The organism is Micromonospora sp. NPDC047730 (assembly GCF_043204765.1).
GTDB lineage: Bacteria > Actinomycetota > Actinomycetes > Mycobacteriales > Micromonosporaceae > Micromonospora.
Genome location: NZ_JBIDCU010000001.1, coordinates 372207 through 396785 on the forward strand (window position 1 = coordinate 372207; position 24579 = coordinate 396785).

Annotated in this window: 28 protein-coding genes; 18 read left to right on the top strand and 10 right to left on the bottom strand. The window is 75.9% G+C overall.

The features are described 5' to 3' along the window. Positions 1–137: 137 nt before the first annotated feature. A complete protein-coding gene (locus ACGF5G_RS01770) occupies positions 138–1481 on the bottom strand; it encodes a YibE/F family protein (protein ID WP_393257969.1) in 1344 nt (447 codons plus the stop codon). 446 nt (positions 1482–1927) lie between these two features. On the opposite strand from ACGF5G_RS01770, the gene ACGF5G_RS01775 reads away from it, so the two are divergent. Together ACGF5G_RS01775 and ACGF5G_RS01780 are read left to right on the top strand one after the other, a co-directional pair. Further along, complete coding sequence (locus ACGF5G_RS01775; RefSeq protein ID WP_393257972.1) at positions 1928–2482, top strand: hypothetical protein; 555 nt, start codon at positions 1928–1930, stop codon at positions 2480–2482. A 77-nt stretch (positions 2483–2559) separates the two neighbouring features. Next, positions 2560–3189: a DUF305 domain-containing protein gene (locus ACGF5G_RS01780; protein ID WP_393257974.1), complete on the top strand. Its 630-nt coding sequence runs from the start codon at positions 2560–2562 to the stop codon at positions 3187–3189. 54 nt (positions 3190–3243) lie between these two features. Here the strand turns inward: ACGF5G_RS01780 and ACGF5G_RS01785 are convergent, their stop codons facing one another. Next, positions 3244–3546, bottom strand: coding sequence for a metal-sensitive transcriptional regulator (locus tag ACGF5G_RS01785; protein WP_350681148.1), 303 nt, complete (start codon positions 3544–3546; stop codon positions 3244–3246). 148 nt (positions 3547–3694) lie between these two features. Between ACGF5G_RS01785 and ACGF5G_RS01790 the strand changes: the two genes are divergently transcribed. From ACGF5G_RS01790 to ACGF5G_RS01825, 8 genes are all read left to right on the top strand, one after another. Continuing rightward, positions 3695–3904, top strand: a complete 210-nt coding sequence (locus ACGF5G_RS01790; RefSeq protein WP_357697820.1) for a copper ion binding protein — start codon at positions 3695–3697, stop codon at positions 3902–3904. Between the two features lie 29 nt (positions 3905–3933). Continuing rightward, on the top strand, positions 3934–4935 hold the full coding sequence (locus ACGF5G_RS01795) for a hypothetical protein (protein ID WP_393257978.1): 1002 nt from the start codon (positions 3934–3936) through the stop codon (positions 4933–4935). Between the two features lie 10 nt (positions 4936–4945). After that, positions 4946–7198 carry a heavy metal translocating P-type ATPase gene (locus tag ACGF5G_RS01800; protein WP_393257981.1) on the top strand — a complete coding sequence of 751 codons (2253 nt, stop codon included), beginning with the start codon at positions 4946–4948 and terminating at the stop codon, positions 7196–7198. Between the two features lie 207 nt (positions 7199–7405). Beyond that, a complete protein-coding gene (locus tag ACGF5G_RS01805) occupies positions 7406–7579 on the top strand; it encodes a CsbD family protein (RefSeq protein WP_357453060.1) in 174 nt (57 codons plus the stop codon). Between the two features lie 181 nt (positions 7580–7760). Further along, on the top strand, positions 7761–8258 hold the full coding sequence (locus tag ACGF5G_RS01810; protein WP_393257984.1) for a hypothetical protein: 498 nt from the start codon (positions 7761–7763) through the stop codon (positions 8256–8258). Between the two features lie 139 nt (positions 8259–8397). Then, positions 8398–8754 (top strand): ArsR/SmtB family transcription factor, encoded by a 357-nt coding sequence (locus ACGF5G_RS01815; RefSeq protein ID WP_393257986.1) that lies wholly within the window; start codon positions 8398–8400, stop codon positions 8752–8754. Continuing rightward, complete coding sequence (locus ACGF5G_RS01820) at positions 8751–9020, top strand: hypothetical protein (RefSeq protein WP_350701618.1); 270 nt, start codon at positions 8751–8753, stop codon at positions 9018–9020. Before ACGF5G_RS01815 ends, ACGF5G_RS01820 begins: the two co-directional genes overlap by 4 nt. 177 nt (positions 9021–9197) lie before the next feature. Continuing rightward, positions 9198–10718, top strand: coding sequence for an alpha/beta hydrolase (locus tag ACGF5G_RS01825; protein ID WP_393259185.1), 1521 nt, complete (start codon positions 9198–9200; stop codon positions 10716–10718). 51 nt (positions 10719–10769) lie between these two features. On the opposite strand, the gene ACGF5G_RS01830 is transcribed toward ACGF5G_RS01825, so the two are convergent. The 3 genes from ACGF5G_RS01830 to ACGF5G_RS01840 all read right to left on the bottom strand — a co-directional run bounded on the left by ACGF5G_RS01830 (position 10770) and on the right by ACGF5G_RS01840 (position 13746). Then, on the bottom strand, positions 10770–12044 hold the full coding sequence (locus tag ACGF5G_RS01830) for an RNA polymerase sigma factor (RefSeq protein ID WP_393257990.1): 1275 nt from the start codon (positions 12042–12044) through the stop codon (positions 10770–10772). Next, complete coding sequence (locus tag ACGF5G_RS01835; protein ID WP_393257992.1) at positions 12041–12409, bottom strand: YciI family protein; 369 nt, start codon at positions 12407–12409, stop codon at positions 12041–12043. The genes ACGF5G_RS01830 and ACGF5G_RS01835 overlap by 4 nt, the downstream gene beginning before the upstream one ends. Positions 12410–12507: 98 nt before the next feature. Next, entirely contained in the window at positions 12508–13746 is a 1239-nt protein-coding gene (locus tag ACGF5G_RS01840; RefSeq protein WP_393257995.1) for a DUF2786 domain-containing protein, read from the bottom strand. Between the two features lie 255 nt (positions 13747–14001). On the opposite strand from ACGF5G_RS01840, the gene ACGF5G_RS01845 reads away from it, so the two are divergent. Next, on the top strand, positions 14002–14580 hold the full coding sequence (locus tag ACGF5G_RS01845; RefSeq protein WP_393257997.1) for an RNA polymerase sigma factor: 579 nt from the start codon (positions 14002–14004) through the stop codon (positions 14578–14580). Next, on the top strand, positions 14580–15389 hold the full coding sequence (locus ACGF5G_RS01850) for a hypothetical protein (protein WP_393258000.1): 810 nt from the start codon (positions 14580–14582) through the stop codon (positions 15387–15389). Before ACGF5G_RS01845 ends, ACGF5G_RS01850 begins: the two co-directional genes overlap by 1 nt. 27 nt (positions 15390–15416) lie before the next feature. Here ACGF5G_RS01850 and ACGF5G_RS01855 read toward each other — a convergent pair whose 3' ends face one another. The 4 genes from ACGF5G_RS01855 to yidD form a co-directional block, all read right to left on the bottom strand. Beyond that, on the bottom strand, positions 15417–16379 hold the full coding sequence (locus ACGF5G_RS01855) for an anti-sigma factor RsbA family regulatory protein (protein ID WP_393258003.1): 963 nt from the start codon (positions 16377–16379) through the stop codon (positions 15417–15419). Then, complete coding sequence (locus tag ACGF5G_RS01860) at positions 16376–16576, bottom strand: MEDS domain-containing protein (RefSeq protein WP_393258006.1); 201 nt, start codon at positions 16574–16576, stop codon at positions 16376–16378. Before ACGF5G_RS01860 ends, ACGF5G_RS01855 begins: the two co-directional genes overlap by 4 nt. Positions 16577–16665: 89 nt before the next feature. Beyond that, positions 16666–17121 carry an ATP-binding protein gene (locus ACGF5G_RS01865; protein WP_393258009.1) on the bottom strand — a complete coding sequence of 152 codons (456 nt, stop codon included), beginning with the start codon at positions 17119–17121 and terminating at the stop codon, positions 16666–16668. Between the two features lie 49 nt (positions 17122–17170). Beyond that, positions 17171–17491, bottom strand: a complete 321-nt coding sequence (gene yidD / locus ACGF5G_RS01870; protein WP_393258012.1) for a membrane protein insertion efficiency factor YidD — start codon at positions 17489–17491, stop codon at positions 17171–17173. Positions 17492–17574: 83 nt separating this feature from the next. On the opposite strand from yidD, the gene ACGF5G_RS01875 reads away from it, so the two are divergent. Continuing rightward, complete coding sequence (locus tag ACGF5G_RS01875; RefSeq protein WP_393258014.1) at positions 17575–18804, top strand: hypothetical protein; 1230 nt, start codon at positions 17575–17577, stop codon at positions 18802–18804. A gap of 220 nt (positions 18805–19024) precedes the next feature. On the opposite strand, the gene ACGF5G_RS01880 is transcribed toward ACGF5G_RS01875, so the two are convergent. Further along, positions 19025–19189 (bottom strand): hypothetical protein, encoded by a 165-nt coding sequence (locus ACGF5G_RS01880; protein ID WP_393258017.1) that lies wholly within the window; start codon positions 19187–19189, stop codon positions 19025–19027. 70 nt (positions 19190–19259) lie between these two features. Here ACGF5G_RS01880 and ACGF5G_RS01885 point away from each other — a divergent pair, with 70 nt between their 5' ends. From ACGF5G_RS01885 to ACGF5G_RS01905, 5 genes are read left to right on the top strand one after another with little or no spacing between them, the layout of a single operon-like run. Next, positions 19260–20852: an ABC transporter substrate-binding protein gene (locus tag ACGF5G_RS01885; RefSeq protein ID WP_393258020.1), complete on the top strand. Its 1593-nt coding sequence runs from the start codon at positions 19260–19262 to the stop codon at positions 20850–20852. Next, the gene (locus ACGF5G_RS01890; protein WP_393258023.1) at positions 20822–21859 is read left to right on the top strand and encodes an ABC transporter permease; all 1038 of its coding nucleotides are present in this window, start codon (positions 20822–20824) and stop codon (positions 21857–21859) included. The genes ACGF5G_RS01885 and ACGF5G_RS01890 overlap by 31 nt, the downstream gene beginning before the upstream one ends. Further along, positions 21852–22721: an ABC transporter permease gene (locus ACGF5G_RS01895; RefSeq protein WP_393258025.1), complete on the top strand. Its 870-nt coding sequence runs from the start codon at positions 21852–21854 to the stop codon at positions 22719–22721. The genes ACGF5G_RS01890 and ACGF5G_RS01895 overlap by 8 nt, the downstream gene beginning before the upstream one ends. Continuing rightward, positions 22718–23794: an ABC transporter ATP-binding protein gene (locus tag ACGF5G_RS01900; RefSeq protein ID WP_393258027.1), complete on the top strand. Its 1077-nt coding sequence runs from the start codon at positions 22718–22720 to the stop codon at positions 23792–23794. The genes ACGF5G_RS01895 and ACGF5G_RS01900 overlap by 4 nt, the downstream gene beginning before the upstream one ends. Next, a complete protein-coding gene (locus tag ACGF5G_RS01905) occupies positions 23791–24504 on the top strand; it encodes an ABC transporter ATP-binding protein (RefSeq protein ID WP_393258030.1) in 714 nt (237 codons plus the stop codon). The genes ACGF5G_RS01900 and ACGF5G_RS01905 overlap by 4 nt, the downstream gene beginning before the upstream one ends. The last annotated feature ends 75 nt before the right edge of the window (positions 24505–24579 follow it).

A 24579-nucleotide genomic window follows, 5' to 3' on the forward strand; every position in this document is an offset into this window, starting at 1 on the left:
CGGCAGCGAGGTTACCCGAGAGCCCTCCCGGGGATCTACGTCCCTAAGCCGACTAAATGCGTTATTTCGTAACGGCGGAGGGTGACCAGTGACGCGTTTATCAGGCGGGACGTCCTGATCGGTCACGCTGAGGAGTTTCACCATGCGGTGTCCGTGCTCCCGTTTCGGTCGGGCCACCCGGCGGGGGCGGCGGAGGGGGTGTTTCCGGCGCGCGGCCCGCTGAGGGCCTCCAGCGCCTCGGACCGGTCGGCCGCCGGCCGGGGGGCCGGCGGGGTCGGGGGTGCGCCGCGGTCGGCGGACTCCCCGCCGCGCCGGCCGGCCGTGGTCACCACGGCCGCGAGCCCGGTGGTCAGCGGCACGGCGGCGATCAGGCCCAGGGTGGCGACCGCGCTGCGGACGATCTCCTGGGCCAGGAACTCGCTGGTCAGGATCTGGCTCACCGCCCGGGAGTCGGCGGTCAGCAGGAGCAGCACCGGCAGCGAGGCCCCGGCGTACGCCAGCACGATGGTGTTCACCGTCGAGGCGATGTGCGCGCGGCCGACCCGGGTGGCCGCGCGGTACAGCTGCATCCGGGACAGCCCCGGGTTGGCGTGCGCCAGCTCGGTGACCGTCGCGGCCTGTGTCACGGTGACGTCGTCGAGCACGCCGAGCGAGCCGATGATGATCCCGGCGAGCAGCAGGCCGTGCAGGTCGACGTCGGCCTGGAACATCGACAGCGTGGTGGCGTCCTCGGTGCCGAACCCGGTCAGGTGGGTCGCCGCGGTGGCGATCGTGCCGAGCACGCCCGTCAGCACCAGGCTGCCCAGCGTGCCGAGCACGGCGACCGAGGTCTGCGCGGTCACCCCGTGCGTCAGGTAGAGCACCACGAACATGATCAGTGCCGCGCCGACGACCGCGACCAGCAGCGGTGGGCTGCCGGCGCTGATGCCGGGCAGCACGAAGGTCAGCAGGATGGCGAAGCTGGCCGCCAGGCCGGCCAGCGCCGCGAGCCCCCGCCACCGCCCGAACGCGACGATCGCGGCGGCGAACAGCACCACCAGCCAGAGCAGCGGCTTGCCGCGCTGGTGCTCGGCGATGTTGTAGGCGCTCGCCGAGGGGTCGGCGGGATCGGTGAGCTGGACCAGGATGATCTCGTCGCCGACCGCGACCGTCGGCGCCCCCGGCCCTGCCGGTACGGGCGTCTCCACCTGCTGGCCGGCGTCGGGGCCGTCGTCGACGCGTACGGTCACGGTGCCGCAGGGGCCCTCCGGGGCACCCTCCGGCGCCTCCGGGGTGGGCGGGCACGGCTCCGTCACCACCCGGGTCACCGTGCCGTGGTGGCGGGGCGGATCGGTGCCGGGCGCGGCGTCCGGGGCGTCCCACGGCCAGAGCAGCAGGGCCGCGATCAGGGTGGCGACGAACAGGGGCACCACCGTCGCGACGAGGATCCGTCGCACCCTCGGCGGGGCGGACGGTGCGGGACGGGTGTGGTCGGCGCCCATCGAGTGTCTCCCAACGAGTCCAGGGCGGGGTGCGTGCCGGCGGGCCGGTCGGTTCGGCGTGCCCGGGTGACCGCCGCGGCGGATCGCCCTGGGGTGTCGGTCCGGTCACGCACCGCGACGGCCCGGCCCGGCCGGTCGCGGTCGCTCGAAACCGCCGCCCGGTCGGGGCGACGGTGCGGGCGGCGCGGAGTGCGGAGGGCCACCGGCCGAATGGTAGCCATCCCGACATCCGGCCGCAGGTCGTGAGGGCTGGTGTCGGCCGCGGTCCGTCCCGTCCGGCAGCCGCCGGTCACCACCATGTCACTGTCGGGTGGCGGCCGGGCGGCCCTCCCGTGGTGGCCTGATGGCGGTCTCGTTCGGGGCGGATTCGCCGTCGGGTGCGCCGGTCGCCCCCGGACGCACCGGCCCCGGGGACTACCGTGGTCGGTGTGCGGGCGGCGGCGACAGTGACGGCGGGGCGATGGGCCCGGCTGCTGCTGCTCGTCGGCACACTGTTCGGCCTGGCCGCGATGCACACCCTCGGCCACGGCTCGCACTCCGTGGGCCATCCCGCCGAGGTTTCCGCGCAGGCCGTCGCCGCGGCCGGTGGGCACGGCGGCGCGGCGCAGGCGCTGCCCCGCCACGACACCGCCGCGCCGCTCCGTCAGGTCACCGCCGCGCTGCCCCGCCACGACACCGCCGCGCCGCTCGGTCAGGACCCCGCCATCGCGTACGTCGTCCCGGCGGCGCCGTCCGGCGTGGTGGGCTGCCCGGGCGACTGCCCGCACGAGCGGTTCCTCCCGTCCGGCGGGGCGGGCGGCGAGCTGCCTTGGTGGGGCGTGTGCCTGGCGGTGCTGGGCGCGCTCGCCGCTGCGCTGCTGCTCGCCGTGCTGCTGCTGGCCGGCGCACAGGCCGTCGGCCCGGCGGGCCAGGGGTCGGGCGGGCCGGCCCGGTCGCCCCGTGCCCCGCCGTCCCGGCCGGTCGGCCTGCGACTCGCCACGGTCTCGGTGCTGCGCAGATAGGACGCCCCGGCGCGGCCCGGTCAGCCGGCCCGCGTCCCCGTCCTGCTGCGTACGTTCCGATACCGAAAGGCCCAGATGTGACCACTCGTACCATCGCGCGCCGTGCCGCCCTGGCCGGCGCCACCGTCACCGCCGCCCTCGTCCTGACCGCCTGCGGCGGCGACGGGCATTCGTCCCCGGGTGCGGGGCACGGCACGCCCGCCACCAGCGGGCCGACGGCCTCCGCGTCCGGCGCGGCCACCTTCGGCGACGCCGACGCGATGTTCGCCCAGATGATGATTCCGCACCACCGGCAGGCGGTGGAGATGGCGGAGTTGGCCGCCACGCGGGCGGCGGACCCGGAGGTCAAGCGGCTCGCCGGGGAGATCAAGGCCGCCCAGGCGCCCGAGATCGCCACCATGAGCGGCTGGTTGTCGGCCTGGGGACGGCCGGTGCCGTCGCCCGGCGCCGAGACGCCGCACATGGACCACGGCATGCCCGGCATGATGTCCGACGCCGACATGGAGAAGCTGACGGCGGCCTCCGGGCGGGAGTTCGACCGGCAGTTCCTGACCATGATGATCGCTCACCACGAGGGCGCCGTCACCATGGCCCGGGACGAGCTGGCCCGGGGCGTGAACGCGGAGGCGAAGGCCCTGGCCCAGCAGATCGTCACCACCCAGCAGGCCGAGATCGACACGATGGAGAAGATCCTCGGCCGGCTCTGACCCGGGCCGCCCCGGCGCTCGCACCCTGGGGGCGCCGGGGCACCGCCGGCCGGGTCAGCCGCGCTTCATGAGGCGGCCGACGGCGGCCATCATCTCGGTGGCCATCTCGTCGGCCCGGCCCTCGGCCGCTCCTTCGTGCATGCAGTGCCGGGCGTGCCCGTCGAGCAGGCCGAGGGCGACCTTGTCGAGGGCGGCCTGGATCGCGGAGATCTGCGTGAGCACGTCGATGCAGTAGCGGTCGTCGTCGACCATCTTCTCGATGCCGCGGACCTGCCCCTCGACGCGGCGCAGCCGCGCGAGCAACTGGTCCTTGCTGGCGGTGTAGCCCCTGGTCGGGGCGGGCGTCGGTGTGGTCATGCGATCCAGGATAGCGTACCCCTCGGGGGTATGGTACCGTCGTCCGTGTCCGATACCCCCACCGGGTATCGGTACGCGGAGCAGTCATCCGTCCGCCTCCTCATTACCCCTGGGGGGTATATGCTGGAGGCGTCGAGAGGAGCGTTCGATGGTCACCACGACGTACCAGGTGCAGGGCATGACCTGCGGGCACTGCGTCAGCTCGGTCAGCGCCGAGGTCGGCGCCATCCCGGGCGTCAGCGACGTCCAGGTCGACCTCGCCGCCGGGCGGGTCACCGTCACCAGCGAGAGCCCACTGAACATCGACACCGTGCGCGCCGCCGTCGACGAGGCCGGCTACGACCTCGTCGGCGCCTGACGGCGGGCACGGGGAAACCGAGGCACACCATGAACACGGCGACGAAACTGAGCGGTTTCGTCCTCGGTCTCGCGGCGGTCTTCGGCGCGGCGTACGGGGTCGGCCAGGCGGCCGGCCCCGTGGCCCCGGCCGCCGAGACCGGCCACGACGCCGCGGACGGCCACGGGGACACCGACGGGGCCGGACACGGGGGCGACGAGGGCGGCGCGGCGGCCCACCTGCCCGGCGGACTGCTCGTCTCCGACCGCGGCTACACCCTCCGACCGGTCGACGCCCCGGCCGGGCAGTTCGCCTTCCAGGTCACCGGCCCGGACGGCCGGCCGGTCACCGCGTACGACGTGGCGCACGACAAGCGCATGCACCTGATCGTGGCCCGCCGCGACCTGTCCGGCTTCCGGCACGTGCACCCCGAGATGGCGGCGGACGGCACCTGGCAGGTCGACTCGCCGCTGGGCGGGCCCGGCGTCTGGCGGGCGTTCGCGGACTTCACCCCCACCGGGGGCGAGGCGCTGACCCTCGGCGTCGACGTGACCGTTCCCGGCGCCCTGACCGAGCGGCCGCTGCCCGCCCCGGCGGCCAGCACGACGGTCGACGGCTACACCGTCACCCTCACCGGTGTCCCGCAGCCCGGCCGCACCGCCGAGCTGACCCTGACCGTCAACCGCGACGGCGCGCCGGTCACCGACCTGGAGCCCTACCTGGGCGCGTACGGCCACCTGGTGGCGCTGCGCCAGGGCGACCTGGCGTACCTGCACGTGCACCCCGACGGCGAGCCGGGCGACGGGCGGACGAAGCCCGGCCCCGAGGTGAGGTTCTTCGCCGAGGTGCCGTCGGCCGGCGCCTACCGGCTCTACCTGGACTTCAAGCACGGCGGCGTGGTGCGTACCGCCGAGTTCACCGTCGTCGCCGGCACCCCCACGGGGTCGGCCACGCCGACCGCGACGGGCACCCCGGCGACGCCTTCGCCCGCCGCCACGAGCTCCCCGACCGCCGACGCCGGCCACGGCGCCCCCGGTCACGGGCACAACTGACGGGACCGTGATGACCACCACCAAGCCACTGCAGATGGCACCCAACCAGATCGAGTTGGCGATCGGCGGGATGACCTGCGCCTCCTGCGCCTCCCGGATCGAGAAGAAGCTGAACCGGATGGACGGCGTGACCGCCACGGTCAACTACGCCACCGAGAAGGCCAGCGTTCAGTACGCCGACGACGTCACTCCGGACGACCTGATCGCCACGGTGGAGAAGACCGGCTACACCGCCGCCCTGCCGCCCCCGCCCGCACCCGCCGGCGCGGAGCCGGCCGCCGAGCCCGTGGACGAGCTGCGCGGCCTGCGTACCCGGCTGTGGGTATCGCTCGTGCTCACCGTGCCGGTGATCGTGCTGGCGATGGTGCCGGCCTGGCAGTTCGACTACTGGCAGTGGCTGTCGCTGACCCTGGCCGCCCCGGTCGTCGTCTACGGCGGCCTGCCGTTCCACCGGGCGGCCTGGGTCAACCTGCGGCACGGCGCGGCGACCATGGACACCCTGGTCTCGCTCGGCACCCTGGCCGCGTTCGGCTGGTCGGTCTGGGCGCTCTTCCTCGGCACCGCCGGGGAGCCGGGGATGACCCACCCGTTCACCCTCGACATCAGCCGCACCGACGGCGCCGGCAACATCTACCTGGAGGCGGCAGCCGGGGTGACGGCCTTCATCCTCGCCGGCCGCTACTTCGAGGCCCGCGCGAAGCGGACCGCCGGGGCGGCCCTGCGCGCCCTGCTCGAGCTGGGCGCCAAGGACGTCGCGGTGCTGCGTGACGGCGTGGAGACCCGGATCCCGGTGGACCAGCTCGCGGTGGGGGACCGGTTCGTGGTCCGGCCCGGCGAGAAGGTCGCCACGGACGGGGTGGTCGACGAGGGCACCTCCGCGGTCGACGCGAGCATGCTCACCGGCGAGTCCGTCCCGGTCGAGGTCGGCCCCGGCGACACCGTCGTCGGCGCCACCGTCAACGCCGGCGGCCGCCTCGTCGTCACCGCCACCCGGATCGGCGGCGACACCCAGCTGGCGCAGATGGCCCGGCTGGTCGAGCAGGCGCAGACCGGCAAGGCCGCCGTGCAGCGCCTCGCCGACCGGATCTCGGGCGTCTTCGTGCCGATCGTGATCGCTCTCGCGGCGGGCACCCTCGGCTGGTGGCTCGGCACCGGGGCGGGCGCGACGGCCGCGTTCACGGCAGCCGTGGCGGTGCTGATCATCGCCTGCCCGTGCGCCCTCGGCCTGGCCACGCCGACCGCCCTGCTCGTCGGCACCGGCCGGGGCGCCCAACTCGGCATCCTGATCAAGGGCCCGGAGGTGCTGGAGTCCACGAAGCAGGTGGACACCGTCGTGCTGGACAAGACCGGCACCGTCACCACCGGGAAGATGACCCTGGTGGACGTGCTCCCGGCGGCCGGCGAGGACCGGGCGGAGCTGCTCCGGCTGGCCGGGGCGCTGGAGGCCGCGTCCGAGCACCCGATCGCCCAGGCGGTCGCCGCCGGAGCGGCCGAGGCGGGCGTGCTGCCGCCGGTGACCGGCTTCGCCAACGTCGAGGGGCTCGGCGTGACCGGCACGGTGGACGGCCGCGAGGTGCTGGTCGGCCGGCTCCGGCTGCTGCGCGAGCGCGGCCTCGACGTACCGGAGGAGGTGGCGCGGGCGGCGACCACGGCGGAGGCCGAGGGACGGACGGCCGTGCTGGCCGGCTGGGACGGGCGGGCCCGGGGCGTGCTCGCGGTGGCCGACGTCGTCAAGCCGACGAGCGGGGCGGCGGTCGCGCGGCTCCGGGAACTGGGTCTGACCCCGGTGCTGCTGACCGGCGACAACACCACGGTCGCCCGCGCGGTGGCCGCCGAGGTGGGCATCGACGAGGTGATCGCCGAGGTGCTGCCCGCCGACAAGGTCGACGTGGTGCGGCGGCTCCAGGGCGAGGGGCGGACCGTGGCGATGGTCGGCGACGGCGTCAACGACGCCGCCGCGCTGGCCCAGGCCGACCTGGGCCTCGCCATGGGCACCGGCACCGACGTGGCGATCGAGGCGTCCGACCTGACCCTGGTGCGGGGCGACCTGATGGCCGCCGTGGACGCGATCCGGCTCTCCCGGCGCACCCTCGGCATCATCAAGGGCAACCTGTTCTGGGCCTTCGCCTACAACGTGGCGGCCCTGCCGCTGGCGGCCACGGGCCTGCTCAACCCGATGATCGCCGGCGCCGCGATGGCCTTCTCCTCGGTCTTCGTCGTCGCCAACAGCCTGCGGCTGCGCGGCTTCCGCCCGGTCGCCTGACCCTGCCCACCGCGCCGCCGGTCCTCCCCGAAGGGGGCCGGCGGCGCGGTCGTCGGGGCGGTTCTCGCCGGACCCTGTTTCCTGACCGCCATGGCCGACACGGGCCCGAGGCGGGGCGCCACGTCGACGGTGGGTGGCCGGGGCGGTTGGGCGGTGGCCGGGCGGGGTACCCCGACCACGTACCGGCACTGCCGATCGGAGGTTGACATGGGCTTCGACGACAAGATCAACAACGCGACCGAGGACGCCGCCGGCAAGCTGAAGGAGGGTGCCGGCCGGGCCACCGACAACGAGCGGCTCGAGGCCGAGGGGCGCAACGACCAGACCAGCGCCAAGCTGAAGCAGGCCGGCGAGAAGGTCAAGGACGCCTTCAAGAGCTGACCCGCGTACGCGGAAACCGCCGGGCCGGCCCTCGCCGGCCCGGCGGACCGCGTGTCGGGCCGCGACGGCCGACGTGTCCCGGGGGTGACCCCGCTCGTTGGCAGGACGACGTCTCGCCGCCCGGCGTCGGTCGACCCCCTGCCGTCCGCCGGACGGCCGAGACCCGTGAACGGGAGGTCCGATGTCCCGATCCGTCGTGTACGCGCGGCGCGCCGCCGCCACCGTGGCGCTCGGGGTGCTGGCCGTGGGCTGCCAGGACGCGCCCCGGGAGGCCGACGCACCGACCGGCGCGTCGTCGGCGGGCCCGACCGCTCCGGCGAGTGCCACCGTGAGCCCGTCCCCGGTGGCCACGACCGCCGCCAACACCGCCGAAGTCTGCCGGCAGGTGGACCGGGTCATCCTCACCGGCAGCCAGAAGATCGCCACCGACTCGACGGCCTCGGTCCGCCGTGACCTCACCGGCGAGCAGGTCACCGACCAGCTCCGGCGCAACCTGGCCGACCTGGCCGACGACGTACGCGCCCAGGCCCGCCGGGCCGCCGACCCGCGGATCCGCGCCCTGGTCGAGGACACCGCCGACCGGATCGACGCCGGCTCCCGGGCGTCCCGCCCGGCCGCCTGGATGAACTCCACCTTCACCGGCATCCCGACGCGGTTGACCCGCGAGTGCCACGCCTGAGCCGACCCCTGCGCCGATCTCCGGTGGCTCCGGGGGAGGACCAGGGGGCATCCCCCACCCGTCCCTGAGATCGACCGTCCACTGGTGACGTGCCGGCGATTGACCCGCTAGCGTCCGTTTGCATGTGCAAGGGCTGGTCATGAGCGCTGGTCCGACGGCCACCGGCGACGAACTGGTGCGCGTACTGGCCACGTTGGCCAACCCGCACCGGATGCGGGTGGTCGCCGTGCTGGCGCGACGCCGCGCGTACGTCAGCGAACTCGCCCGCGAGCTCGGCATCAGCCGGGCGCTGGTGCAGGTGCACCTGCGCCGGCTCACGGCGGCCGGCCTCGTGTCCGCGCACCTGGAGTTGTCGGAGGACGGGAAGGCCATGAAGTACTACGAGGTGAGTCCGTTCGCGTACACGCTCACGCCTGCCGCCATCGCGGTGGCGGCCGACACGCTCACCGCCGGATCCGGCGCGGGGCCGGACGAGGACGAGGGACGGCGGGCATGAGCGAGCACGACTGGACCGAGGTGGTCGGGGCGATCGGGATCTTCGCCCTGCTCGTCAGCGTGATCACGGTGACGATCGTGCAGGTCGCCAAGACCCGGCGGGCCCGGGCGGCGGGGGCCCGCGAGGAGGAGTACCGGCGGCTCGCCCAGACCGCCGTCGAGGCCCAGGCGGCCTCCGCCCGGGTGCTGGCGGCCCTCGACGGCCGGCTCGGCGGGATGGAGTCCCGGCTGGTGTCGCTGGAACGCGTCCTGAAGGACGTCGACTAGCGCAGCGGAAAGGCCCCGGGCCGTCGAGCGCCAACTCGACAGCCCGGGTGGAAGCAGCACCACCTCGCCCGTGGGCGAGTTCTCATCGCAACGCTCCTTCGACGGAGAGGACAACATCTCGTGCTGCGCGTACGCAAATCCGCCCCTCGTGGCGGCGACCGACCCCGGGTGCCCGACATCGTGGACGACCCGGCCCGACAGGACGCGGAGGGCGGACCCCGGCGTCCGCTCCGGCTCCGGGCGCTGGCGCTCGGCGCGACCACCGCGCTGCTGGCGGCGGGCCTGTCGGCGCCCGCGCCCGCCCTGGCCGCCCCACCGGCGCCGGCCGCCGCGCCGGGCATCGCCTGGCAGCCCTGCGCGGAGGACCGCACCGCCGAGTGCGGCACCCTGTCGCTCCCCGTCGACTGGGACCGGCCGGACGGCGACCGGTTCACGCTCCACCTGGCCCGCCGCGCCGCCACCGACCCGGCCGCCAGGATCGGTTCGCTGGTGTTCGGCCCGGGTGGGCCGGGGGACTCCGGCGTCCGGCGGATCATCGTGAACGACCGGTTCAGCGACGACCTGCGCCGCCGGTTCGACATCGTCAGCTTCGACCCGCGCGGCATCGGCCGGAGCAACCCCGTGCTCTGCTCGGCGGCGCTGCTCGACCGGCAGCCCCAGGTCATCACCGACCAGGCCCGGTTCGACGCCACCCTGGCCGACAACGCGCTGCTCCGGGCGGACTGCCGGCAGCGGACCGGGCCGCTGTTCGACCACGTCGACACCCGCAGCGCCGCCCGGGACCTGGACGCCGTCCGGGCGGCGCTCGGCGAGCCCCGGCTCACCTTCCACGGCAGCTCGTACGGCACCCTGCTCGGCGAGCAGTACGCCGAGGAGTTCCCGCACCGGGTCCGGGCCATGGTGCTGGAGAGCGTGGTCGACCACAGCCTCGGCACCCGGGCGTTCCTCGACACCCAGGGCGCCGCCGCCCAGGACTCCTTCGACGAGTTCGTCGCCTGGTGCGCCCGTACGCCGAGCTGCCCGTTGCACGGCGAGGACGTCCGGGCCGCCTGGGCGGGCCTGTTCCCCCGCGCGGAGCGGGGCGAACTGGCGGGCCCGGACCGGCCCGGGGCGACGCTGACCCCGTACGACCTCAGCCGGCTCGCCCAGCGCGCGCTGTACGGCCCGGACTGGGCCGGACTGGCCCGGGACATCGTGGCCCTGCGGGCGACCCCGCCCGCTCCCACCGGGCTCCCGGCCACCGCCGTTGCCGCAAGCGAGGACGCGGTGCGACCGCACCCCTTCGCGGTCTTCTGCGCCGACTGGCACCTGCCGGTCCGCGACCACCGGGAGTACGCCGCGCACCTGCGCCGGATGGCCCGGATCGCGCCCGACGTGCGCTACCCGCAGGCGCTGCCGGCGATCGCGACGTGCCTCGGCACGCCGGCCCCGGTCGCCAACCCGCAGCACCGGCTGCGGGTCCGCACCGACGTGCCGCTGCTGCTCGCGAACACCCGGCACGACCCGGCGAGCGGCCACAACTGGGCGACGAACGTGGCGCGGCAGCTCGGCCGCTCGGGGGTGCTGCTGACCTACGAGGGTTGGGGGCACGGCAACTACACCCGCAGCGCCTGCGTGCAGGACACGGTCGACCGCTATCTGATCTCGGTCGACGTGCCCGCCCGCGACACCCGCTGCCCGGCCGTTCCGGTCGCCTGACGGAGCGCCGGCCGGCGTGCGCCCCGTGCCGCACGTCTGCCGGCGTGCCGGTCAGCGCGGCTCTCGGCGGGGCACGCCGGGACCCGTCGGTGTCGCCAGCCGGGTGGCGCGCAGCTCCAGGTAGCGCTGCTCCGGCAGGCTCGTCGTGCCCCGGGCCGCCGCCAGGTACGCCGCCCGCGCCGCCCGCGGCTCGCCGGCCAGCTCGAGCAGGTGGGCGCGGACGGCGGCCAGTCGGTGGTGTCCGGCGGTGCGGTCGTCGGCGTCGAGCGGGGCGAGCAGGGCCAGACCGGCGCGGGGGCCGTCCACCATGGCCACCGCGACCGCCTGGTTGAGGGTGATCATCGGGTTCGGGGCGATCCGGGCGAGCAGCCGGTAGAGCGCCAGGATCTGCGGCCAGTCCGTCAGCTCCGCCGACGACGCCTCGGCGTGCACCGCGGCGATCGCCGCCTGGAGCTGGTACGGGCCGGGCGGCGACCACGTCAGCGCCTCGGTGACCAGGGCGATCCCCTCCGCGATGGCGGCGGCGTCCCAGCGGTCGCGGTCCTGCTCGGCGAGCGGGACCAGCTCGCCGGCCGGCCCGGTCCGGGCCGCCCGGTGCGAGTCGGTGAGCAGCATCAGCGCCAGCAGCCCGCTCACCTCGCCGTCGTCGGGGAGCAGCCGGTGCAGCGTGCGGGCCAACCGGATCGCCTCGGCGGTCAGGTCGGCCCGGTGCAGGTCCGGCCCGCCGGAGGCGGTGTAGCCCTCGTTGAAGATCAGATAGAGCACCTGGAGCACGGTCCGCAGCCGCTCCTCCCGCTCCCCGGGCGAGGGCATGCGGAACCGGGCCCCGGCGGCCTCGATCCGCTGCTTGGCCCGGCGGATGCGCTGGCTCATGGTCGCCTCGGGCACCAGGTGTGCCCTGGCGATCTGCGCGGTGGTCAGGCCGCCGACCGCGCGCAGCGTCAGCGCGACCTGCGCGGACCGGGCCAGCGCCGGGTGGCAGCAGAGGAACAGCAGGGTCAGGGTGTCGTCCCCGGCCGGCGGCTCCTCGTCGGCCGGGGGCGCGACCGTCGCGTACGCCGGCTCGCGGACGGCCACCGCGACCTCCCGGTCCCGGCGGGCCCGCTCGCTGCGCCACTCGTCGGTCAACCGGCGGCCGGCGACGGTGAGCAGCCAGGCCCGGGGGTTGTCCGGCAAGCCCTGTTCCGGCCACTGCATGGCGGCGGCGAGCAGCGCCTCCTGCACGGCGTCCTCGGCCGCGTCGAACTGGCCGTGTCGGCGGACGAGCAGGCCGAGAACCTGCGGCGCCAGGTCGCGCAGCAGGTCCTCGACGCGCCGTCCGCTCACATGTCCGTCCCGGCCTCGTTCATGACCGCCCGCACCTCCAGCGCGCCGAAGCCCAGCCGTACGTCCGGCCAGCGGCTGGCGATCTCGGCGGCCCGCTCGGGGCCGTCGCAGTCGACCATCAGGTAGCCGGCGAACTGCTCCTTGCTCTCCATGAACGGCCCGTCGGTCACCTCCGGCCGGTCACCGGCCAGCCGGACCGTACGCGCCTGCGACGGGTCGGCCAGCGCCTGGCCGCCGACCAGCTCGCCGGACTCCGTCAGCTCGCGCATGATCTCGTCGACCTCGCCGAAGAGCGCGGTGCGTTCCTGCTCCGACAGCTCCTCGGCGAACCCGGGGCGGTTCCAGATCAGCAGCATGTACTTCATCGGGTGCTCCTCGTCGGCTCGGCCGCGCCCATGGTGACGCGTCTCCGGTGAAGGGTCGGAGCCGACCCGCCGGATCCGACAGCGGCGCGGGAAGATTCTCAGCGCCGGCCGCGCACCTGGCGCTTCGGGCTGGGGCCGCCGCCGAGCGAGGCGCGGTCGGCGGCGGAGGTGCCGGACGACCAGCCGTCGGCGTCGCGGACGGTGAGCCGGGCCCGGGTGACGCCGGGAAAGAGCGTGTCGAGGCGTTCGCGCACCGCCTCGGCGCGGTTGGCGAGCACCGGCAGCAGCCGCTCCGGCCCGGCCTCGGTGGCCGCCTGCCGGTCCGCGTCCTCGGTGGCCGCCCGCAGCCGCTCGCCGATCCGCAGCGCGAACGCGTTGAGGAAGGACTCGTCGTAGTCCCGGGTGCGGCGGCCGGCGCCCCTGGCCCGTCGCTCGCCCCGGCCGCGCAGCATCGCGGCGGTGGCCTGCACCAGCAGCGAGGTGTAGAGCAGCTCGACCGCCTCCAGGTCGGCCGGCCAGCCCAGCACGGTGGTGAAGCCCAGGTCGTCGGACCACACCGCCTCGCAGCGGTTCGCCGCCGCCACCTCCTGCACCAGCAGCGCCTTGGCGCCCGCGTACGGGGGGTCGGTGCCGAGACGCACCCCGCCGGGCTGGTCGGCGCGCTCGGCGACGCCGGCCAGCAGCGCCTGGTCGATGCTGTGCCGGGCGATCAGCTCCTGGGCCTTGCCGGTCAGCGCCTCCGCCTCGGCCGGGTAGGTCGTCGACTCCGCCTTGGCCAGCAGCGCCCGCACCCGGTCGAGCATCCGCGACCCGCCGCCGGACCCGCCGCGCGCGGCGACCGCCCCGGTGGCGCCGGGCGGCGGGCGCAGCACGGCGACCGGCGGGAGCCCGTCGACCAGGGCCAACGCGTCGACCGCCGCGCGCAGCGCGGTGAACCGGTCCCACCCGGCGCGGGCCGACCACGCGGCCAGGTGGCCCTCGTCGGCGTCCCACCACACCCGCGCGCCCAGGTCGCGGAGCTGGTCGTCCCACCAGGGAGGCACCGGCCCGGTCAGCTCGCGGCGGTGCGCCGCGAGCGCGTCGGTCACCAGCCCGGCCGACCGGGCACCGAGCCGGCGGGTGGCGAGCCGGGCCAGGTCCACCGGCTGCCAGCCGCGCGGCACCAGCCGGCCGACCCCGCGGACCAGGCGGCGCAGGAGCGCGGCGTCGACGGCCGTCGCGCCGTCCGTCGCGCCCGTGCCGATCATCAGCCGGTCCAACTGCCGCTCCGCGAGGCGTACGTCGGTGCCGCGTACCGCCGCGAGGGCGTCGCTGATCAGTTCCTCGGCGTCCGGCACGGCCGCGTCCTCCTGGGGTCTGCTCCGGCGCGTCCGGGAACGATCGTCGCCTGCCCGCCGAACGTACCCCCGGGCCTGCCCGCCGTCCGCCGGTCGTGACGGGTGCCACCGGAGCCGGCTGCGGCGCGTGGACGCGCGACGGTCCCGTCCGGCCGGTCCCGTCCGGCCGGTCCCGTCCGGCCGGTCCCGTCCGCCAGCGGGCGGCTCGGGTGGCGGCTGCCGCAACAACACCGGGCGACCCGGCCATAGTGGGGTGTGAAGACCGAGACACGGCCCTGCGACGAGGAACTCTGGCCGGCCGTCGCCGCAGGCGACGAGGGCGCGTTCGGGCAGCTCTTCGACCGCCACTCGCGTGCGGTCTACAACCACGCCTTCCGGCTGACCGGCTCCTGGTGCACGGCGGAGGACATCACCCAGGCCACCTTCCTGGTCGCCTGGCGGAGGAGGGACGCGGCACGCCTGGTGGACGGGTCGGTGCTGCCCTGGCTGCTGGTGGTGGCGAGCAACGCCGTACGCACCGAGTGGCGGTCGGCGCGACGGTGGGCGGCGCTGTTGCGCCGCCTGCCGGTCGACCGGCAGGCGGCGGACGACCCGGCGGAGGAGATCGCGCAGCGGCTGGACGACGAGCGGCGGATGAGGGCGATCCTGGCCGCCGCTCGGCGGCTGCCGCGGGCGGAGCGGGAGGCCGTCGCGCTCTGCCTCTGGTCGGGGGTGTCGTACGCGAACGCGGCGGCGGCCCTCGGCGTCAGCGAGGTCGCCGTCCGGTCCCGGGTCAGCCGCGCCCGGAAACGGCTGGCGCGGCTGGTCACCGACGAGAACGAGGAGGAACAGTGATGACGAAGACCCTCGAGCCGCCCGGCGAGCGGGACCTGCCGCCCCGGGTGGCGGACCGGATGCGGGCGGACGTCCTCCGTGCGGTCCGCCGCCCGGCGACCGGACGGGTCCGCCTGCGGCTCGCGGTGGGTGCGACCGCGCTGGCGGTGGTCGCGGCCGGGTTCGCCGTACGGGCGCCCTCCGACGCCGAGACGGTGGAGGTGCTGGCGATGGGGTACGGCGAGTTGTCCCCCTCCCTCCGGGCGGCTGCCCGGCAGTGCCTGGCGTGGAGCCCGCGGGACCCGGACGTGGCACCGACAATGACCGATCTGGCCGTGGCGGCCGAGCGGGGCGACCGCGCTGTGGTGTTCTTTCTGGCCGAGACGGGCTACGTGACCTGCGACGTGCACCGGCCGGCGGGCGCGGAGGTGTCGGGCGGGCTCTCGATCGACCGCTGGCCCGCGCACGACCTGCTCCCCGGACCGGTGCAACGACTCCTGCTCACCTCCACGAAGCGGTCCGGTGGCGACGTGACGGTCAGCGGCCGGGTCAGCTCCCGGGTCGCCCGCCTGGTGCTGGAACACGGCGACGGGAAGACCACCGCCGCCCGGATCTCCGGTGGCATCTTCGCGGTCATGACGGTCGGGGCCGACCTCGACGAGGACGGGGCGCAACTGGTCAGCTACGACGCCGCCGGCACCGAGATCGACCGCCGCCGGTTGTTCCAGCCCTCGGACGAGTTCGACCACTGCTACGTCGACCCCGCCGGCACGGTGGTGTACGGCCGGCCCGGCGGTGACTGCCGACCGGCCGAGCCCTGGGGGCGGTGACGCCGCGGCCGGCAGGGCGCCGGTGGGTCAGTGGGCGGCGTGCGGGTTCCCGGCCGTCAGCCGGAGCGTGAAGCCGTCGCCGTCGCGGTGCCAGGTCACGTGGCTGCACGACTGGTAGGTGATCCACAGGCCCAGCCCGCCCGGGGCGCCGCCGGACGCGGGGAGCAGCCCGCAGTACGGGTCCCCCGGCCCGTCGCCGCCGTCGCGGACCGTCGCCACGATGCGGTCGTCGCCGGACCAGACGCGCAGCAGGACCGGCGGCCGGCCGTGGCGCAGCGCGTTGGTGACGATCTCGCTGACCGCGACGACGAGATCGTCCACGTCGTCGGCCGACATTTGGCCCCGGTCGGCCTTGTGCACGGCGGCGCGCGCCTCGGCCGCCGTCGGGTCGGTCAGCTCGACGACCGGCGGCTCCATCTGGAGGGGGTCGGGCACGACCGGCCGGGTCTCCCGCAGGTAATCCGTCGGCGACGTCCAGGTCGTGCTCGGCACGTGCCGGCCGTCGGCGGTCGCGAACCGGGGATGCGTGCGGGCCACGTCCGCCAGCACCTCCGGCGGCGTGCACCGGGTGTCGTACGCGCACATGCTCCACAGCGGGAAGTCGTCGTAGGCGTGGTTGATCGCCGACTCGTACCGGGCCCACCAGTCCCACGTCGCGTCGAACGCGGCCGGGGGCACCTCGCCGAGGATCCGGATCTGCCGGGCGCCGGCGGCCACCTGTGCCGCGAGGAGTTCACGGTATAACCGGATGGCGGAGGCGGGCCGGGCGTAGACGTCGCCGCCGGGCAGGAACTCGACCCCGCAGCCGGCGGGCAGCGCCGAGCGGACCAGCGCGCCGGTGCGCTCGCCCAGGGCCACGTAGGTGGGCTCGCCCGCCTCGACGCCGCCGAGCAGGAACGGGACCACCACGGCGAGCAGCTCGTCGTCGGAGTCGTACCGGACGGCCTCGTGGTAGTAGCCGTGGTGCTGGGCGGCCGCGCCCGTCCTCATCGCGCGGCGAAGCCGGGCAGGCGGTGCAGCCGGTCGGCCACCGCGTCCGCGGGGTGCGGCGTGACGTACCAGACGCGTTCGCCGGCGGCGAGGCCCGCGAGCAGGTAGCGCTCCGCCCTGGCGGCGAGCGACCCCAGGTCCTCGTACGCCCAGCAGAGGTGCTCCTGCGGCGCGGCCCGCCGCGCTTCGCTGATCACGCTGATTGCCCCACGGCAACCAGTGTAGGTCGTCGGGAGACGGGGCCAGGGAGCCCGAACTGCCTGGCCGGTGCGGGCGGGCCCGCCGGTCAGGCGTGCCGCGCGCCGCCCAGCCGGGCGGTGCGGGGGAAGGACGCCCAGATGTTCTTGGTGGTGCCGGTGGCGTACCAGCCGACGTCGAGGGACAGGGCGCGGGCGAGTTGCAGACCGCGCCCGCCGGCACCCTCGGGCTGCGTGTCGGCGAGCTCCGGCAGGGAACCGGGGTCGTGGTCGGCGACGTCGAGGACGAGGTGGTCGTCGGTGGCGAGCAGCCGGACGATGGTCGGCGGCCTCCCGTGGCGCAGGGCGTTCGTGGCGAGTTCCGTGGCGATCAGCACGACCAGCTCGGGGACCTCCTCCAGGGCCTCGCCCTCGCCGAGCACGTCGCCGGTCAACTCCTCGTGCAGGGACGCCCGCAGGCCGCGCAGGTCCGCCCCCTCGGACAACGTCCACCGCCGCAGCTCGACGGCCTGCGGCGGGGGTGGCGAAGTGCTGAGCTGACCCATGGAGGAGTGGTACCCCGTCCCCGCCCGGCCCAAGCCCGGGACAGGTCGGTCAGCGCACCGGGTCGGGTGTGCCGCGCGGCACACCGGGACGGCAGCGGCGCACCCGCTCGGCCGCCATCCGGCCGCCCACCGCCAGACCGTACCGCTCCACCGCCGTCAGTCCGTACGCTCCGCAGGTCGGGGAGAACCGGCACCGCCCCGGCCAGTGCGGCGACAGCCACCGGCGGTAGCCCCGGATCGCGGCGACCCCGGCCCGGTCCAGCACCGGCACCCGGGTCGCGGCGGCCGTCGCCGACCCGAACATCAGCAGCGTGGAGAAGAGCCCGAGGCGGGCCGATCTCAGCAGGCGGCAGATCCCTACGGTTCGCACACCGCCATCTATCGGAACAATGGGAAGTATCGATCGCCGCGCGTGTCCTGGACGGAAGGCGGGCGGTTGTACCGGGCGTGACGGTGGAACCACGCACCAGCATCGTGATCCCGGCGACGGCAGCCTGGCCGGCCTGGCGGGTCAGGTGGGCGGAGCGTGAGAGCGGGCGGCGGTCGCGCGCGTACGACGTCGAGGTCGAGGGCTGGCGCCGGCGCAACGACCACCTGATCCGGCTGCGGATCGAGGCCGCCGGTTTCCTCGGGTACGCGCAGCCGCGTGCCGGCCTGCCGGTGGACCTCGGCGCCGACGAGGTCGTGTTCCGGGTGCTGCCGGCCGCGGAGCTGGTCGAGGCGGAGGCCCGGCACGTGCCGGGGCTGCCCGCGCCGGGGCTGACGGTCGCCACGGCCGAGGTCGCGGCGACGGGCCGCGCGCTGCCGAAGGGGCTCCGGGTCGTCGACGCGGGCCCGGCCGTCGTGACCAACCGCCGGGTGGCCTTCGCCGGCCGCGCGGGGCGGCGCGAGTGGGCGTACGCGGACATGCTCGGGGCCGCGCACCACCCCGACGTCCCGCTCACCCTGCTGCACACCACCGACGGCAGTCGGCTCGCCGGGCTGCGGGTGCCGGCCACCGCCACGGTGAACTTCCGCTTCTACCTCACGCTCGCCCTCGCTGCCGCCACCGGGAAACGCGCCGCCGTCGCCGCGCAGCTCGACGCCCTGGTGGCCGCCCACCAGCACGCGCGGCCGGTCCCGCCGGCGCCGGCCACGCCGGGCCGGGCCCCGCTGACCGCGCTGCGCCCCGATCGCCGGACGGCGCTCGCCGCCGCCGTCGCCACGCTGGCGTACGCGATGCTGACCGCCGGCGCGTTCGGGCCGGAGCGGCCCGGCCCGCCGTACCGGGCGGACGGCGGCGCCGGGAGCGTTCCCGCCGTGCCGGTGGTGCCGACCGTCACCACGACCGCTGCCGAGGAGCCGGTGGTGCCGGAGGAGGTCGGGCCGGGCACCGGCGGGACGGCGGTTCCCCGGGCCCGCGTCGCCGCGGGAGCGCGGGTGCCGGTCGTGCGGCAGGACGTGGTGAGCACGGGCGGCTCCGTTCCGCCGGCCGCCCCGGCACCGGGGCCGGCTCCCGTCCCGGCCCCGCCTGCGGCCCCGCCCCCTCCCGCCCCGGTGCCGACGGCCACGGCGCCGGTCGCCCCGGCGCCGGCCCCGACCACCGTGCCGCCGGCGTCGGAGCCCGCCGCGGTCGACCTCTGTCTGGACGTCCTCCGGCTGCCCCTGCTGGACCGGCTCCTCTGCCCGCCGACCGGTCCCTGACGCGCGGCCGCCCACCCTGGCCGGCTGGCTGCGGCTTCCCGGTGCCGAGCGCGGCGACGCCCCGGTCTTCGGCCACCACATCCTCGCGGCCGGCCAGGACCCGGCCCGCGCCGAGCACGCCCGGCAGCGCTGGGTGACGGCCCCGCCGACCGGCTGAACCACCGGCGGCGCCACCCGGCGACCCGGCGGATGCCCGGGAGCGCCCTCCACCTACAGAGGATCACTTGCGGGCGGCCCCGGGCCACTTCTTGCACATCTTTGGCAATTGCGGAATGCTGGCGGCAGCGGCGCTGGAGATCATCTGACCGCGCGACGGGCCGTTCCCGTCGCGCGGCACCGATCCGGCCCGCCGCCGGCCACGCCGCACGCCATCGGCCGCGGTCACGGCCGGCCCACCTCAGGGCCCCGGCGCGGCGAACGCCGGGGTCGTGCGACGAACAGACCGGGAGCATGTGATGGGTACGCCGGTGTCCGTGCGGGTGGCGGCGATGGCCGTCGGCGCTGTCCTGGCCGTGGCGGGCTGCTCGTCCCCGACGAGCACGTCGACGGGCCCGGGCGCGGCCGGCACCCTCGTCGTGGCGACGGCGGGGGAGCCGGAGGCGTTGAACCCCGTGCTCAACTACGGGGTCGACGGCGGCTCGCTGATCTTCGACGGGCTGGTCGAACGCGACGCGCGCAACCAGTTGGTGCCGGCGTTGGCGCGGGAGCTGCCGGCCGTCTCCGCGGACGGCAGGACCGTCACCGTGAAGCTGCGCGACGGGGTGCTGTTCCACGACGGCAGCCCCCTGACCGCCCAGGACGTGGTCTTCACCTACCAGGCGGTGCTGGACCCGAAGGTCGACTCCACGCTCCGCTCCGACCTCGACATGCTCGCCTCGGTCACCGCGCCGGACCCGTCGACCGTGGTGTTCTCCCTGAAGTACGCCTACGCGCCGTTCCCGCAGCGGCTGGCGTTGGGCATCGTGCCGGCCAAGGCGCTGGCCGGGCAGGACGTCAACAAGGCAGAGTTCAACCGCAGGCCGGTGGGCACCGGACCGTACCGGGTGACGTCGTGGACCCCGGGCGACCGGCTCGTCCTCGCGGCCAACGAGAAGTACTGGGGCGGCAGGCCCGCCAACTCCGGCGTCGTGGTCGCGTTCGTCCCCGACGACAACGTCCGCGCGCAGCGGATGCGGGCGGGCGAGTTCGACGCGGCGGAGCTGGCGCCGAAGCTCGCCGCCGGTTTCGACGGGCTGGCCGGCCACCGGGTGGAGCGGGTGCCCACCGCCGACTACCGGGGCGTGGTGCTGCCGATGGGCAACCCGGTCACCGGCGACCCGGCGGTGCGGCGGGCGCTGAACGCGGCGGTGGACCGTGCGGCGATGGTCACCGGCCTGCTCGGCGGAGCGGGTGAGCCGGCGTTCGGGCCGGTCCCGCCGTCGTCGGAGTTCGCCGAGCCGTCGATCGTCGGCAAGCCCGCCGCCGACCCGGCCGCCGCGACCGCCGCCCTCGACGCCGCCGGCTGGAAGCCGGGCCCGGACGGCATCCGCGCGAAGGACGGCCGGCGCGCGGCCTTCGCGCTGATGTACCCGGCCACCGACAGCCTGCGCAAGGAACTCGCCCTCGCGGTGACCGCCGACGCGAAGAAGGTCGGCATCGAGATCACCCCGGAGGGCCTGACCTGGGACGCGATCACCCCGCGGATGAAGAGTGACGCGGTGGTCATGGGCTTCGGCACCCCGTACGACCCGGACTTCCTCTCCTACAAGCTGTTCCGCTCCGACTTCGCCGGCCAGGGCTTCTTCAACCCCGGCTCCTACCGGTCCGCCGTTGTGGACAAGGCGTTGCAGGACGCCCGCGACAACGCCGACCCGGCCACCCGCAAGGCCGCGTACGCCACCTTCCAGAAGCAGCTCGCCACCGACCTGCCGTGGGTGTTCCTCACCTACCTCCAGCACACCTACGTCGTGAAGGACGGCCTCGCCGGGGTGACGCCGCGGGTGGAGCCGCACGAGCACGACGTGGCCAACAGCCTCTGGTGGAACATCCACACCTGGACGAGGAAGTGACCGCACCGGCCACCCCCGCCCGCCGCCGACGGCTGGCGGGAGCCGGTGCCGTGGTCCGCCGGCGCCTGCTGGTGGCCGTGCCGATCCTCGCCGCCACCAGCGTCGGCATGTTCGCCCTCGGCGCGGCCTCGCCGATCGACCCCGCCCACCAGTACGCGGGCGCGGCGGCGTTCACCACCAGCGAGGAGAACCTGGCGCAGATCCGCGCCAACTGGGGGGTCGACGACCCGCTGCCGGTGCAGTACCTCCGCTGGGTGGGCAACCTGCTCCAGGGTGACCTGGGCTGGTCGACCAGCCGGCACGAACCCGTCACCTCCGTGCTGGCCGCCCGCGCCGGCTGGACCCTGCTGCTCGTCGGCGCCGCCCTCGCCCTCGTCCTCGTGGCGAGCCTGCTGCTGGGCACCCTGGCCGCGTACCAGCGCGGCGGCTGGTTCGACCGGGTGCTGCGCGCCGGCGCGTACGCGGTGCAGTCCATGCCGGTCTTCTGGATCGGGTTGGCCGCGATCGCCCTGTTCGCCCTGACCCTCGGCTGGCTGCCGGCGGGCGGGCTCACCGACGTCACCGCCACCACCACCGACCCCGCCGACGTGGCCCGGCACCTGGTCCTGCCGGTAACGGTGCTGGCGGTCGCCCAGGCGCCGTGGTTCGTCCTGTTCATCCGCGACGCCGTCGCCGAGAGCCTCCGCGACGACCACGTCCTCGCCGCCCGGGCCCGGGGCCTGCCCGGCCGCACCGTCCTGTTCGGCCACGCCCTGCGCACCGCGCTGCTGCCGTTCCTCACCCTCGTCGGCACCCACCTGCCGGAGCTGATCGGGGGCGCCGTCCTGGTCGAGACCGTGTTCTCCCTGCCCGGCCTCGGCGCGGTGACGGTGCAGGCCGCGCTGGGCAGCGACTTCCCGCTGCTGGCCGCGACCACCCTCGCCACCACCGTCGTGGTACTGGCCGCGAACCTGGCCACCGACCTCGCCTACTCCGCCGCCGATCCCCGGGTACGCCTCGATGACTGACCTCGCCCGCCCCGCCCGCGTCCGGCGGCCGAAGCCGCGGGCCGGCCGCGCCGGTACCGCCGTCGCCTGGGCCGTGCTCGTCGGCGCGGTCGCCGCCTGCCTGCTCGCCCCCGTCCTGTGGCCGCTCGACGAGAGCGCCGTCGACCTGGCGCGTACCCGGCTCGCGCCCTCGGCCGCGCACCCGGCCGGCACCGACGACCTGGGCCGCGACGTGGCCCACCGCGGCCTCTACGGCCTGCGTGTCTCCCTGCTCGTCGGCGCGGTCGCCGCGCTCGTGGCGACCGTGATCGGTGGTTTCGTCGGGGCGGTCGCCGGCACCCTCGGCGGCTGGGTCGACCGGGCGCTGATGCGGGTGGTCGACACCATCGCGGCGCTGCCGCACCTGCTGCTGGGCATCTTCATCGTCGCGATGCTGCGCCCCAGCCTCGGCGCGGTGATCGTGTCGATCGGGCTGACGCACTGGCTGTCCACCGCCCGCATCGTCCGCTCCGAGCTGCTCAGCCTGCGCACCCGGCCGTTCGTCGACGCCGCGATCGCCGGCGGCGCCAGCCGCGCGCGGGTGATCACCCGGCACCTGCTCCCGCACGTGCTGCCCCGGCTGGCCCTGGCCACCACGCTGATGGTGCCGCACGCCGTCTGGCACGAGACCGCGCTGTCCTTCCTCGGTCTCGGCCTGCCCCCGCACCTGGCCTCCATCGGCAACATGATCAACGACGGGCAGCGCTCCCTGCTCACCGGCGCCTGGTGGGCCAGCCTCGTCCCCGGCCTGCTCCTCGTCGTCGTCACGCTGGCCCTGGCCACCCTCACCGGCCGGTGGCGCGACCGCCTCGACCCGCGCGTACGAGCGGAGCTGAACCTTTGACCACCACCCGCGAGCCCCACGCCGCCACGGCCGGCACCGCCGCCACCGGCGACGCCACGCCCGTCACGGTCGGCAGCGCCGCCTCCACGGTCGGCAGCGCGGCCGGTCCTCGTCCCGCCCTGCTGGAGGTCGACGGGCTGACCGTCCGCTTCCAGCTCCGTGACGCCGTGGTGCGGGCCGTCACCGACCTGCGCCTCACCGTCCACCCCGGCGAACTGGTGGCCGTGGTGGGGGAGTCCGGCTGCGGCAAGTCGGTGCTCGCCCACGCCCTGCTCGGCCTGCTCCCCGGCAACGCCACCGTCTCCGGCCACGCCCGGCTGCGCCCGCCCGGCGGGGACCAGGTCGACCTGATCGGCTGCACCGAGCGCCACCTCGCCCGCGCCGTACGCGGCCGCGCGGTCGGGCTGGTGCCGCAGAGCCCCGCCACCGCGCTGACCCCCGTACGCACCGGCCGGCGGCTGCTGGCAGAGACCCTGCGCGCCCACGGGCACGCCCGCCGCGACGCGCCCTCGGCGGCCGAGCGGGTCGCCGCCGACGTCGGGCTAGACCCCGCCGACCTCGACCGCTACCCCCACGAGCTCTCCGGCGGCATGGCGCAACGCCTGGCCACCGCCCTCGCGCTCGCCCCCGACCCGCCGCTGCTGCTCGCCGACGAACCGACCACGGGCCTCGACCGGCCCCTGGTCGACCACACCCTCGACCTGCTGCGCCGCCGCTGCGACGCCGGCAACGCCGTCCTGCTCATCACCCACGACCTGGCCGCCGCCCGCCGCGTCGCCGACACCGTCGCCGTCATGTACGCCAGCCGGGTCGTCGAGCGCCGGCCCACCGAGGCGCTGTTCGCCGCGCCCGCCCACCCCTACACCGTGGGCCTGCTCGACGCCCTGCCCGAGCGGGCGTTCCGCCCCGTGCCCGGCCACCCGCCGATGCTCACCGACCTGCCCGCCGGCTGTGCCTTCGCCCCGCGCTGCGACCGCGCCACCGACACCTGCCGCACGCCGCCCACCCCGGTCGTGGACGGCTCCGGCCAGGTCGCCTGCCACCACCCGCTGCCCTTCGGAGCGCCGGCATGACCACGACCACGGCCACCCGTCGACACCTCGGACCGGAGGCGACCGCCACCGCGCTCGCCGCCCACCAGGTCACCGTCGCCTACGGTCGGCAGCGCGTCCTCGACCGCGTCGACCTGCACGTCGCCCCCGGCGAGACGGTCGGGCTGCACGGGCCCTCGGGCAGCGGCAAGTCCACCCTGGCCCGGGTACTCGCCCTGCTGCACGCCCCCGACGCCGGGCACGTCACCCTCGACGGCCACCGGGTCGCCGGAGTCCGCCACCGGCTGCCGGCGGCCGTCCGCACCCGCGTCGCGATCCTGTTCCAGAGCCCACGCGCCGCCACCGACCCGCGGCTCAGCCTCGCGGACATCGTCGCCGAACCGCTCCGCGCCACCGGCGTACCGGCCGAGCAGGCCAGGGCCCGCGCGGCCGAGCTGGCCGACCTCGTCGGCCTCACCGCGGACCTGCTCGCCCGCCGCCCGCACGCGGTCAGCGACGGGCAGCTGCAACGGGCCTGCCTCGCCCGGGCGCTCGTGCACCGGCCGGCCTACCTGCTCTGCGACGAGGCCACCGCCATGCTCGACGCCTCCACCCAGGCCCACCTCGCCGCCGTCATCACCGACTACCAGCGGCAGCGCGGCGCCGGGGTCCTGCTGATCACCCACGACCCGGCCCTGATGGCCCGCTGGGCGACCCGGGTCGTCGACCTTCCGCCCCCGCCGGGAGCGTGAACCGCCGCGCGCCGCACCGTCCACAGTGGTGAAGAAGGCCGCTCCGAGGCATTCGTCACCGTGGCATTCGGGGCC